Origin of the sequence: Aerococcus sp. UBA6277 (assembly GCF_002440555.1) — a bacterium.
Taxonomy (GTDB): Bacteria; Bacillota; Bacilli; order Lactobacillales; family Aerococcaceae; genus Aerococcus.
In genome coordinates this window covers 69,246-81,778 of record NZ_DJUR01000008.1, presented here as the reverse complement: position 1 = coordinate 81,778, position 12,533 = coordinate 69,246, and the positions used below count along the sequence as shown (strand labels likewise).

Below are 12,533 nucleotides of genomic sequence, written 5' to 3'. Positions count from 1 at the left end.
AGACTGTAATATTTTTCAACAATTACTTTTCCTACAATTTCTAATGTTTCATCGACAATATTATCAATATCATTTTCATCTATATTCTTGTTTTGCTAGCTTTTTAAAAAACCAGACAGAAATAGCGAAATATCATCTCGCCACTTATTATTTACAAAGAAATTAATTGGTTCTTCTTCCTTATATTGTGGTTTCCCTAAAAAGCCAATTTCCTTATCAAAATCAACAGTATCCATTTGCCTCGAAAAATCTGTTCTCGATATTTCTTTTCCATTTTCGGCTAACTCTTCTATAGCTTCATCTATGGTGTACCATCTCTGCTTTAACTCTTCTATAGCACTTATTTGCCAGTCATGCATTAAAATCCACCTCACTAAAAAAATATGGATATTCTATCAAGCATTATATCATTTATTTCCATTATTTCTTAAAAACAACTTGCCTCATAATTGAGATAGAAAGTTAATTGCGCAATACTTTCACAATTAATATAGAGAGGAGGAACAAGCTTATGTTTGTTGAAGGCTATCACTTGTCTTCCATGAAATGGTCATATCCAGATATATACAGTATTGATTATTTCTTAGAAGATTTCAAAAGTGAATTAACCGCAAGCAATGTCGAGGACAATCTTAAACTTCTTGGAGATTACAGAGACGATTTAAGAGAAGATGCTATTACTCTTACTTTTGGGAATTGCGAATTAAAAGTTCAAGGAATGGATGAAGTAGTTGCTACAATTCGAGGGCTTGAATATGTATTAGAAAGACTATAAAAAAATTAAACTAATAGAAAGAGGTTTTGCACTATGCCGATCGCAAATGCATGGGTATTCACAGAAACTAAATTCAAAGCAGATGAATTTTTAAGAAACACAGGAAATATGTACAGATTAGTTTCACAACGACCATACGTAAGTAAAAAAGAGCCAGATGAAAAAGGTGTTACTTTAACTTTATCCATTACCAAAGACAATACTGATTACGGTTCCGACAAGAAAACTGGACTAAAGCGAGATAACAACATATTAAATACTTTTGACGTGACCGTCTTGAATGGTCAGGAACATATCAGTGTTCAAAAAGGCGAATATGTACGTTTAATCGATTTCATTCAAGAAAAATCTTTTGTTATAGGCTTTGACTTGATCCTTCGATTTAAAGGCGTGGAAAAAATCAATGTTCAAACAACGTAAAGTAAGAACACAAAGACAACAAAACGGGATTTTCATATATAGCACATGCTTTATGCTTACTGTGATTGTTTTTTGTGTGAATTTTATCGACTCCCAACTTAAGTTGGGAGTTGTTTTCACAAAACACGTTAACGAGTTATTTATCGGATTTCTAATAGTAATATTTTCGTTCCAAATAATCTTATGGATAATTCGCAACAAGGCTTATAAAGGCATGAAGCTATATTTTAGAGCCCAGAAAAAAAGCACCAGCAAGATGCTGATGCTTTAAGTCTTTTAAACGATTTGTCAATATAATTAACACCAATTTGCACCAAATAATTGGTGCAAACGTTGATATAATAATCTTTTGATTAACGTTTTGAGAATTGAGGTGCTTTACGCGCTTTTTTAAGACCTGGTTTCTTACGTTCTTTCATACGTGGGTCACGTGTTAAAAGACCAGCATCTTTAAGTGGTTTACGGAAGTCAGGATCTACTTCTAATAACGCACGAGAGATACCGTGACGAGCTGCACCTGATTGACCAGCATATCCACCACCGTTAACGTTGATGAAGATGTCATATTGGCCTTCAGTTTGTGTAACTGCTAAAGGTTGTTTAACGATTACGAATAATGATTCGTATGGTAGGTATTCTGCCATTTCTTTACCGTTAAAAACGATTTTACCTGTACCAGGTACTAAGCGTACACGGGCTGTTGAGTTTTTACGACGGCCTGTTGCGATGTATTGAGCTTGTGCCATTTGCTTTTCCCTCCTTAGATTAATTCGTTAATGTCTAATTGTTTAGGTTGTTGCGCTGCATGTGGGTGTTCCGCACCAGCGTATACGTGTAGGTGTGTAAATTGAGCACGACCTAAACGGTTTTTTGGTAACATACCTTTAACTGAAGTTTCGATTAAACGTGCTGGTTTTTCATCACGTAATGTACCTGCAGTTGTTTCATAGATACCACCTGGGTAACCTGAGTGACGGTAGTATTTTTTATCTGTTGCTTTTTTACCAGTTAATTTCACTTTTTCAGCGTTGATGATGATAACTTGATCACCTGTATCAACGTTTGGTGTGAATGTTGGTTTATTTTTACCACGTAACATGCTTGCCACAACTGTTGATAGACGTCCCAATGGAACATCTGTTGCGTCTAGGACAACCCAGTTACGTTCAACTTGATTTGCTTTCGCCATATATGTTGTACGCATTATATTTCCTCCGTTTATCTTGTCTGATTGTTCGATTCATAATTGGTTTCCGGGGCCTATCATGGGGCAAACAATACCGTCTTATATTGTACCACTTTGAAATTCACTACGTCAATCTTTTTCCACGAAAAAAATCACTTATCATAGATTTCTTATTTAGCATATTGTTGGATTGATTCCTCGAGTAAGCCTAAGTAGCGTTTGGCAATTGAAGACAGCTGGTGACGGTTAGCGGTTAGGTAACCTAGTTCAATCACCTCGTCTGATTCAAGAGAAATTGCCAATATATCCGGACTGTTCAAATCATCATTAATGATCCCTGAAGAAATCGTATAGCCATCTAGACCGATGAGTAAATTAAATAAAGTTGCTCGGTCAGAAACAATAATCCGTTTTGGGACAGGAATATCCGCTAAAATCTCTTCCCAATAGTAGAAAGAATTGTGGGTACCTTGTTCATATGATAAACGAGGATAAGCGGTTAAGTCATCTAAACTAATCGTCGCTTGTTTCGCTAAAGGGTGCCCTTTATCAATAAACACATGTGGTGCAGTTTTAAACAATGGCGTAAAAGTCAGTTGCTTCTCTTGAAAAGCCCCTTCCAATACTTTCTGATTATAATTAGACCGGTAAATAACACCTACCTCAGAGGTAAAATTAGCAACGTCATCCAAGACCTCAAATGTTCGCTCTTCTTTTAATGTCGCCTCATACTGGTCTGCAGCCATCTCTCTTAGTAACTTCACAAAAGCATCCACTACAAAGGCATAATGCTGGCCGGATACTGAAAATATCCGGTTGGCCTGACTTCCCTCCTTATAGCGGTGGTTCATCAAGTCAATCTGCTCCAAGACTTGCCGGGCATACTGGAGAAATTCCTCCCCTTGCACCGTCAGAACCGTCCCCTTAGCCGTCCGCTGAAACAAGGTTACCCCCATCTCAGACTCCAAATTGGCCATGGCTTTCGACAAAGACGGCTGGGCAATAAACAAGTCCTTGGCCGCCTGCGTCATATTCCCCACTTCAACAACTTTCATAAAATACTGCAAATCTTCAATCCGCATACACTCACTCCTTACCATAGTTTCAAGCTATGAAAACCGACATATAATAGTTATTTGTAATTATTATGCCAGACCCATATACTCATAACAAGTTCAAAACCTGAATAATTCATAGTTTTACTAATAGTCTTTCCTAACATTGATTTAATAGTCTTTAAAGTAATCTGCTTCATCACCCATTAGGTAATGAAAAAGAACCCCTTTATCAGCGAGAATTTTATACCGTATTCAGGCAAAACCAAAGGATTCGGCAGTACATTTAATAACCAGATTTTTAAAAATTTTTAAATGGCCCAAGGAGCAGTGCGTCCAAAATTTGAGTTTGAAAAGTGAAAACACTCAAAATAATTATAAGGGCCAGAAAAATTAATCAATTAGGATAGAAGATGATAAACGATAAAGAAAATATAACAATATAGATAAAACAGCCTTTGATATTAGAGGTATGAATTATTCAGGTGATAACAACAAAGGAGGATTCACTATGACTCAAACATCCATTATTGGTTTCCCCAGGTTGGGCGAAAACCGTGAATTAAAATTTGCGACGGAGAAGTATTTCCGAAACGAAATCAATGAAGAAGAATTATTCCGAATTGGAAAAGAAATCCGGCGCAAGCATTTTACACTATTAAAAAAAGCAGGAATTGATTCTATTCCAAGTAATGACTTTTCCTTTTACGATCAGACCTTGGATACTGCATTTCTATTCAATATTCTTCCAAAAGAAGTCGAAAAAAGTGACTTATCTTCCCTAGATAAGTATTTTACTTTAGCACATGGTTACCAAGGAGAAAAAGGCGATATTAAAGCTCTCCCGATGAAAAAATGGTTCAATACGAATTATCATTATCTCGTACCAAAATTTGAAAAAGACACCGCTATTCAAATTAGTACGAGCAAAATTTTTGATGAGTTCTTAGAAGCCAAGGATTTGGGAATTGATAGCCGCCCTGTTTTAGTTGGGCCTTTTACTTTGCTTCAACTAAGCGAGTTTGAAGATGGATTAGCTGCTCGTGACTTTGTCGCTGACTTGGTGAAAGGATACCAAGAAGTGTTTCACAAATTGAATGAAATCGGTGCAGAATGGATTCAATTAGATGAACCTGCTTTGGTAAAAGATGTTGATGAAGCGGAAAAGAAATTATTTGTAGATCTTTATGATTCCTTGCTTACAGATAAAGCTGGCTTGAAAATCCTCATTCAAACTTACTTTGGTGATGTACGTGACGTGTATCATGAATTGACTGCCTTAGCAGTAGAAGGAATCGGCTTGGACTTTGTGGAAGGTACTAAAAATATCGAGTTGGTTCAAACTGCCTTTCCAGAAGACAAATTTCTGTATGCAGGAGTCGTTAACGGAAAAAACATTTGGCGAAATGACTATTCGAAAAGCTTGGCCCTATTAGAGAGTTTGAGGGTGAAAAATTATGTCCTGTCTACTTCTTGCTCCTTGCTCCACGTACCATTCACAGTAGAAAAGGAAAGTTTTCCTGAAGAAATCAAGCGGCATTTCTCTTTTGCTAAAGAAAAGTTACAGGAGCTCGTTGAATTAAAAGAAATTCTTGATGGAGAAAGCAGCGCTGCTCTGGCTGAAAATAAAGACTTGTTTGCATCAGAAAGAATTGCGGTAAATACTGCTCTAGGGGAAAAAATCAATCAATTGTCCCAAGATACCTTTACAAGGAAACCAGATTTTTCAAAAAGAGAAGCTTTGCAAAAGGACATTTTTAATTTTCCGTTACTACCGACTACAACGATTGGTTCTTTCCCACAAACGAAAGATGTCAAAAAGACGCGTGCTCTTTTCAAACGAAAAGAAATCAGTCAAGATTACTATAAAGAATTTATCGCAAACCGAACGAATGATTGGTTAGCTTGGCAGGAAGAAATTGGGTTAGATGTTTTGGTTCACGGTGAATTTGAGCGAAACGACATGGTCGAATATTTCGGACAAAACTTGGAAGGTTATCTATTTAGTAAAAATGGCTGGGTACAATCTTACGGCACTCGTGGTGTGAAACCGCCTATCATATGGGGAGATGTTTCAAGAGCAGCACCGATTACGGTGGAATGGTCTGCTTATGCGCAGTCACAAACAGATAAAATCGTAAAAGGAATGTTAACGGGTCCGGTGACCATTTTAAATTGGTCATTCCCTCGAGAGGATCTTTCATTGCGTGAATCTACTTTACAAATTGCTCTGGCGATTCAGGAAGAAGTATTGGACTTAGAAGCAAACGGTATTCGCGTGATTCAAATCGATGAAGCTGCTTTGAGGGAAAAGTTGCCATTAAGAAGAAGTGATTGGAATTCAGAATATTTGGATTGGGCAATCCCTGCCTTTCGATTGGTTCACAGCAAAGTGAAACCCCAAACGCAAATCCACACCCATATGTGCTATAGCGAGTTTACCGATATTATCCCTGCGATTGAGAATATGGATGCGGATGTCATTTCCTTTGAAGCGTCTCGTTCTAATTTGGAAATTTTAGATGAATTACAAAAACAAAACTTTAAAATTCAAGTTGGCCCCGGTGTTTATGATATCCACTCACCACGAATTCCTTCAGTGGAAGAAATTACCGAAACCATTCGAGCAATTTTAGCAAAGGTTCCAAAAGAGAAAGTTTGGATTAATCCGGATTGTGGTTTGAAGACTCGTGGGGAACGTGAAACAAAAGCGAGCCTGGAAAACATGACGCAAGCAGTGAAGACGATTCGAAAGGAGCTGTAGGCAATGACCGATTTTCAAAGAGGAAATGGCACTTCCCTATCTTTTGAAGTTTTTCCAGCGAATACCCAAGTTGGTACAAAAAAATTGATTCAGACCTTGAATGAGCTACAGGATTTACAGCCGAATTTTATTAGCGTAACTTGCAGTAATAACAAAGCTAATATTGAAGAAACAACCGTCAAAATTGCTGATTATGTAACAAACACATTGAGAATTCCTACCATTGCACACTTACCGGCAGCTTATTTATCCAAGCAACAAGTATCTACCATCCTTGGACAGCTTGAAAAACTAGGAATCCGGCATGTTTTAGCTCTTAGAGGCGATATTGTTGAAGGAATTCCACCTAAAAGAGATTTTTCTTATGCGAGTGATTTGGTTACTTTTATTCAGGAACAAGCACCCTACTTTGACATTTCAGGTGTTTGCTACCCTGAAATTCATCCAGATTCAGACAACCGGATTTCTGATATCAAGCATCTAAGGAAAAAAGTAGAAGCTGGCTGCAGTCAGTTGATTACACAGCTTTTCTTTGACAATGAACAATTTTATCAGTTCAAAGAAGGATGCTCACTGGCAGGGATTGATGCCCCCATTTTGGCTGGGATCATGCCTATCGTAAATCGTAAACAGGCTTTACGTCTAATTAAAGTCAGCTCTTCTCAACTGCCGAAGAAATTTTTAGCAATTTTAGAAAAATATGAACACAATCCTGTTGCATTGCGTGAAGCGGGGCTTGCCTACGCCATTGATCAAATTGTCGACTTAGTCACACAAGGCGTGGATGGCATTCATTTATATACCATGAATCAATCCGATACCGCTCGGCAAATTCATCAAGCAACAAAATCATTGTTTCAAACTACGGAACTCTTAGGCGTATAAAGAGCAAATTATATAAAGCAACAGCCTCCAGCGTGATTTGCTATGCTCCCAATATAGTAGACAGAGAAATAATAAAAGTTCTCTACTACTGTAAAGGGGGCATTTTTATGTCTAAAAGAGGGACTAAGCATACGTTAGATGAAAGAGTCGCAACTGTTCTTAGAGTAATTGAGAAGCATAGATAACACCAATTTCTGATTTCAAATTGGCTACGTCGTCCAAGACTTCGAATGTCCACTCTTCTTTTAGGGTTGCTTCATATTGATCAGCGTCCATTTCGCTAAGAAGCTTTACGAAGGCATCTACTACAAGGGCATAATGTTGAGCGGAAATGGAGAATATTCGATTGGCCGTAATGCCTTCTTTGTAGCGGTGGTTCATCAAGTCAATCTGCTCCAAGACTTGCCGTGCATACTGGAGAAATTCCTCCCCCTGCACCGTCAGAATCGTCCCCTTAGCCGTCCGCTGAAACAAGGTTACCCCCATCTCAGACTCCAAATTGGCCATGGCCTTCGACAAAGACGGCTGGGCAATAAACAAATCCTTGGCCGCCTGCGTCATATTCCCCACTTCAACAACCTTCATAAAATACTGCAAATCTTCAATCCGCATACGCTCACTCCTTACCATAGTTTCAAGCTATGAAAACCGACATATAATAGTTATTTGTAATTATTATGCCAGACCCATATACTCATAACAAGTTCAAAAATATTTATCGAAAAAGGAGAACATTATTATGACACAAACACAAACTTCAAAACGATTCCTTACAGTTGGTTCATTCTTACGTCCAGAAGACTTATTAGCCTACAAACGACAAATCGAGGAACGCGACGATATCCAATATCCATTCTACCAAGATTTCGACAACTACGAAAAAGTAGAAGACGAAGCAGTTGCTGATATCGTAAAAAAAGAAATCGAGTTAGACTTCCCAGAAATTACAGATGGCGAATACTCTAAATCATTATGGCATCTAGACTTCGTTTGGGGCTTTGACGGCGTACGTCGTTTCATTGCTGACCAAGGGTATATCTTTGTTGACCATGACAACGAAACCCCATTTGAAACACGTAAAGACATCGGGATTGAAATCTTCAAACCACTATCAGGTAAAAACCATCCTTTCATTGACCACTACAAGCGTTTAGTAGCCTTAAATGACTCAGATGCTGATGTGAAAGTTTGTATCCCTTCACCAGGTCATATGTATGTTGATTTAGGTTTAAACCTACAAACATACAACGAGGTATACAAATCACAAGCTGAATTACGAGAAGGTTTAATCAAGGCCTACAAAGAATTCTTAGATGAATATGTACAAGAAGGCGGTAAAGTCCTCCAATTAGATGACTGTTTATGGACTATCCATGCAGAGGATGCATCAAATTCACCATTTAGAAATGAAGATGGTACTTGGGACGCCGAGGCAGCTAAAGCCAGTGCAGAAGCTTATGTAGCTATTAACAATGCAATTATTGATTACGGTCATGAATTAGGTTTAAAAGTATATACCCACAACTGTCGTGGTAACTACGCTTCTAGACACATAGCTGACGGTTCGTATGAGAAAATTGCTCATTATTTCTTGAAAAACCAACGTTACGACCGTTTCTACTTAGAGTGGGACGACGAGCGTGCTGGTTCAATCGACGCATTAGAAGCTTTTAAAGACAACGACCAAGTAGAAGTTGTATTAGGTTTACTATCATCAAAAACAGCTGACTTAGACGATGAAGAACGCGCCCTAAACGGCTTAGAAGAAGCTAGCAAATATGTATCAAAAGATCGATTATACCTATCCCACCAATGTGGCTTTGCCTCATGTGACGGTGGTAACGAATTAACCCACGAAAACCAATGGGACAAAATCAAACAAGGACAAGCAATCGCATTCAAATACTTTGGTGAATAATCCCTAATCAAAAAACTATCATCCTTCAAAAGAGGTTGGCTCCCCACGCCAACCTCTTTTTCAATATCTTTATTCTTGTATCAGCAATCACTTCAATCAATCGGAGAAGTTAAAGTTAAGCCTTTGAGCTTTACTTTGTTGCAGCCCTCGCCTATTAAGGGCTTAAATATTCTCATGCTGACATATATCAGAATGTTCGGGGTAACCCCTTACAGTCTGAATGGTCAGCCAAGTTCTCACACCTTGGATGAGAACGGTCCCACGGATTTTAAGGCAATGTTAGAGAAAGCAAAAGCCTACGGATTTTCGTTATAAATAAAAAAGTAGAATCCAAAAAATAGGATTCTACTTAGATAGCAATTCAATATTTAAGCCCCTTGCATATTGTATAGTACAAAGAAAGCCATAAAGAAGATTAATAGCACAACCGCGAGGACACCGAAGACGATGTAGATACGCTTCTGCTCTTTTTTGTACATATAATTACTGGTAATCAGTAGCAAAAGAGCTGCTACGAAAAATACCCAAATCATCTATTCACCAAACTTTCTCTCCATCTATTTGTGGCAATCCCTAGTCTTCATCAAGCCAGTTTCGTTGAATAGTCAATAATAGCGTCAACTGTGTCGTTTAAGAAGGCTATGGTATTTTCTAATGGTTCACCACTTGTAATATCCACTCCTGCTACTTTTGCAGCTTCAACCGGGTTAATCCGCCCCAATTTCAAGAAGTTGATCCATTTTTCAATGGCTTGATCATCTTCACCTGAACGGATATTCAAGTAGGCTTGTGTAGCAATCGTTAAGCCTGCTGAATAAGTATAAGAATATAAGCCCATGTAGTAATGTGGTTGACGCATCCAAGTTAATTCAGCACCCGGATTAATCTCTACAGCATCACCCCAGAAAGCTTCTAATACCCCTTTTTTCAAGTCAGAAAGGGTTTCGGCTGTGAAGGCTTCACCCTTGTCAATTAGTCGGTAAACTTCACGTTGATAGGCCGCTTCTAACAAGTGTGTAATGAAGTTATGGAAATATGTGTTGGTTAGCATATTGGCTAAGGCAAAGCGTTGGGTACGGTCGTCTTCACCATTGGCTTGTAAATAGCCAGTTAATAGTAACTCATTGAAAGTTGACGGCGCTTCAATCACATACAAGCTGGGTTCACTTGAAATAAACAAGTTATTGGCTTCAGCTCGGCTCATTTGCCCTGCATGACCCAATTCATGAATCAAGGTATAGACATCAGACAATTGTTCTGTCCAGCTCATTAAGATATATGGATGAACACCGGCAGCGATGGTTGCAAATCCACCAGTTGATTTACCAATATTTTGGGCGTAATCTACCCATCGGTCGGTGAAGGCTGGTGCGATTTCGTTAAAGTAGTCCTCACCCATAATAGCTGTGGCTTCTTTAACGTAGGTTTCTGATTCTTCAAAAGAAACGGGTTTTGAAAAAGTTGGATCTAAACTAATTTTTAAGTCAGCGTAAGTCATTTTATCTAAGCCGCGTACTTCTTTAACGTGGTTGATATATTTACGCATAACGGGCGCTAATTTCTCCATAATCACATCAATTTGACGGTCATATAGTTCTCGGTCCACGTCTTGGCTGAAGAGTAGGTAGTCAATCACTGATTCATAGCCACGGATGTTAGCTTGAGCTTTTTCCTGCAAGACGTGGCCATAATAAGTTGTTGCAAAGGTATTTTGGTATTTTGCCAATTCTTTTGAGAAAGCATCAAAGGCTGCCCGACGAACGGCTGTATCCTCTTCAAACATATATTTATCTTCATATAAAACAAAGCTTAAAGGGTAAGTAGTACCATCTACTTCAAAATCAGGAAAAGTCAAATCGGCTAATTTAGCGTTGTTATACACTTCATAATTTTGATCATGTGCTTGTTCGAATTGGAATAGTACATCTTCCACTTTAGCACCCAGATATATCGCTTGTTGACGTTCAACTTCAGCAATATAATCTGCTGTTTCTGGAGCAATGGCCTTTACTTTTTCCAGTTCAGTTGCTGATTTTTCTAGCAATGCATTTTGGAAAAATAGCATCGCTTCTTGAACATTTTTGCTCGCTGCCGATACCTTATGTAATTTCAATGCTACTTGTGAATTTGTACGGTCGGCTTCAACCGCTAAAAAGGTATAGTGCATCAATTGTGACCCTAAAACTTGCACGTCAGATGCCGCTAAAACTGCATTAGCAATATCGCTCGCGTCACTTAATTTACCTTCATATTTTTCCTTGAAAGCTTTTCCTAGATCTTTAAATTCAGCTAATTTCGCTTCAAAAGTTGCTTCATCTTCAAAAATTTGGCTGAGGTCCCAAGTGGTTGCTACATCTACTTGGTCGCGGGTTGGGAATGTATTCTCTGTTGTCATCCGGCATATCCTTCTTTCCTAGTTTAATGGTAATTTTCTTAAATAAGTTTACCACTAAAACCCCAAAACTTACCAGAAATAGGTTGCCTATCCTTCTTTTCAAGTGTCTTTCTTTGTATTTTTAAAATATTAGGTTCATAATAATAAGTGACGAAATGATACCACCGCTAATTTTTAAGGAGGAATTTTCAATATGTCAATTAATCAAGCACAATTAGAACGCATGTCAAATGCCCCTGGATTTATCGCTGCCCTAGACCAATCAGGTGGTTCAACACCAAAAGCCCTATTAGCCTATGGCGTAGCCGAAGATACCTACAGCAATGAAGACGAAATGTTTGCGAAAGTTCATGAAATGCGGACGCGAATCATGACCAGTCCAGCTTTTACTAGCGATAAAATTCTAGCTGCTATCTTATTTGAAAATACCATGGACCGCCAAGTAGACGGTAAATACACCGCAGAATACTTAGCTGACAAAGGGATCGTACCCTTCCTTAAAATCGATAAAGGACTTGCTGAAGAAGCCAATGGCGTACAATTAATGAAAGATATGCCAGAACTTGACGACCTATTAGCACGTGCTAATGACCGCGGTATTTTCGGTACTAAGGAACGGTCTAATATTCTCGCATTTAATCCTGCAGGCATCAAAGAAGTGGTCGACCAACAGTTTGAAGTCGCTAAACAAGTTATTGATGCAGGTTTAGTACCGATTATTGAACCTGAAGTGAATATCAAGGCTGAAGACAAAGCAGCCATCGAAGAATTATTAGCTGAAGAAATCAGATTACACTTAGATCAATTAGGGGAAAATGACTTAGTCATGTTGAAGCTGACAATCCCTACTGTACCAGATACTTACCGTGAATTAGCCAGTCACCCTAACGTTGTTCGTGTAGTGGCCTTATCTGGTGGTTATACCCGTGAAGAAGCCAATGAACTATTGGCTGAAAACCACGACATGATCGCGTCATTCTCACGTGCCCTCGCATCCGATTTACGAGCAAGCCAAGCAGATGACGAATTCAATGACTTACTAGCCAGTGCTATTGATACCATTTACGACGCATCCGTTAACAAGAGATAAACTATTTTAATATACATCATGCTCAGGGGATTTTAGTCCTCTGAG

At 38.5% G+C, this 12,533-nt stretch carries 13 protein-coding genes; 6 read left to right on the top strand and 7 right to left on the bottom strand.

Translation table 11 applies throughout. The features are described 5' to 3' along the window. Positions 1-95 precede the first annotated feature (95 nt). Positions 96-359 carry a hypothetical protein gene (locus B2V22_RS01790; RefSeq protein WP_290490042.1) on the bottom strand — a complete coding sequence of 88 codons (264 nt, stop codon included), beginning with the start codon at positions 357-359 and terminating at the stop codon, positions 96-98. Between the two features lie 152 nt (positions 360-511). Between B2V22_RS01790 and B2V22_RS01785 the strand changes: the two genes are divergently transcribed. Both B2V22_RS01785 and B2V22_RS01780 read left to right on the top strand, forming a co-directional pair. Beyond that, positions 512-775, top strand: a complete 264-nt coding sequence (locus B2V22_RS01785; protein WP_290490041.1) for a hypothetical protein — start codon at positions 512-514, stop codon at positions 773-775. Between the two features lie 33 nt (positions 776-808). Then, positions 809-1,195 (top strand): hypothetical protein, encoded by a 387-nt coding sequence (locus tag B2V22_RS01780; protein WP_290490039.1) that lies wholly within the window; start codon positions 809-811, stop codon positions 1,193-1,195. A 353-nt stretch (positions 1,196-1,548) separates the two neighbouring features. On the opposite strand, the gene rpsI is transcribed toward B2V22_RS01780, so the two are convergent. The 3 genes from rpsI to B2V22_RS01765 form a co-directional block, all read right to left on the bottom strand. Next, positions 1,549-1,941, bottom strand: a complete 393-nt coding sequence (gene rpsI / locus B2V22_RS01775; protein WP_004262670.1) for a 30S ribosomal protein S9 — start codon at positions 1,939-1,941, stop codon at positions 1,549-1,551. A 14-nt stretch (positions 1,942-1,955) separates the two neighbouring features. Continuing rightward, the gene (gene rplM / locus B2V22_RS01770; RefSeq protein WP_290490038.1) at positions 1,956-2,399 is read right to left on the bottom strand and encodes a 50S ribosomal protein L13; all 444 of its coding nucleotides are present in this window, start codon (positions 2,397-2,399) and stop codon (positions 1,956-1,958) included. A gap of 152 nt (positions 2,400-2,551) precedes the next feature. After that, positions 2,552-3,463, bottom strand: a complete 912-nt coding sequence (locus tag B2V22_RS01765; protein ID WP_290490037.1) for a LysR family transcriptional regulator — start codon at positions 3,461-3,463, stop codon at positions 2,552-2,554. A gap of 484 nt (positions 3,464-3,947) precedes the next feature. On the opposite strand from B2V22_RS01765, the gene metE reads away from it, so the two are divergent. Further along, on the top strand, positions 3,948-6,200 hold the full coding sequence (metE, locus tag B2V22_RS01760; protein WP_290490036.1) for a 5-methyltetrahydropteroyltriglutamate--homocysteine S-methyltransferase: 2,253 nt from the start codon (positions 3,948-3,950) through the stop codon (positions 6,198-6,200). A gap of 3 nt (positions 6,201-6,203) precedes the next feature. Continuing rightward, a complete protein-coding gene (metF, locus tag B2V22_RS01755) occupies positions 6,204-7,085 on the top strand; it encodes a methylenetetrahydrofolate reductase [NAD(P)H] (RefSeq protein ID WP_290490035.1) in 882 nt (293 codons plus the stop codon). Positions 7,086-7,244: 159 nt separating this feature from the next. Here the strand turns inward: metF and B2V22_RS01750 are convergent, their stop codons facing one another. Next, entirely contained in the window at positions 7,245-7,697 is a 453-nt protein-coding gene (locus B2V22_RS01750; protein ID WP_290490034.1) for a LysR family transcriptional regulator, read from the bottom strand. Between the two features lie 127 nt (positions 7,698-7,824). Here B2V22_RS01750 and B2V22_RS01745 point away from each other — a divergent pair, with 127 nt between their 5' ends. Further along, a complete protein-coding gene (locus B2V22_RS01745; RefSeq protein WP_290490033.1) occupies positions 7,825-9,003 on the top strand; it encodes a 5-methyltetrahydropteroyltriglutamate--homocysteine methyltransferase in 1,179 nt (392 codons plus the stop codon). 368 nt (positions 9,004-9,371) lie between these two features. On the opposite strand, the gene B2V22_RS01740 is transcribed toward B2V22_RS01745, so the two are convergent. Continuing rightward, positions 9,372-9,536, bottom strand: a complete 165-nt coding sequence (locus B2V22_RS01740; protein WP_111856611.1) for a preprotein translocase — start codon at positions 9,534-9,536, stop codon at positions 9,372-9,374. A gap of 50 nt (positions 9,537-9,586) precedes the next feature. Next, positions 9,587-11,398 (bottom strand): oligoendopeptidase F, encoded by a 1,812-nt coding sequence (gene pepF / locus B2V22_RS01735; protein WP_290490032.1) that lies wholly within the window; start codon positions 11,396-11,398, stop codon positions 9,587-9,589. A 199-nt stretch (positions 11,399-11,597) separates the two neighbouring features. Between pepF and B2V22_RS01730 the strand changes: the two genes are divergently transcribed. Next, the gene (locus B2V22_RS01730; protein ID WP_232089775.1) at positions 11,598-12,488 is read left to right on the top strand and encodes a fructose bisphosphate aldolase; all 891 of its coding nucleotides are present in this window, start codon (positions 11,598-11,600) and stop codon (positions 12,486-12,488) included. The last annotated feature ends 45 nt before the right edge of the window (positions 12,489-12,533 follow it).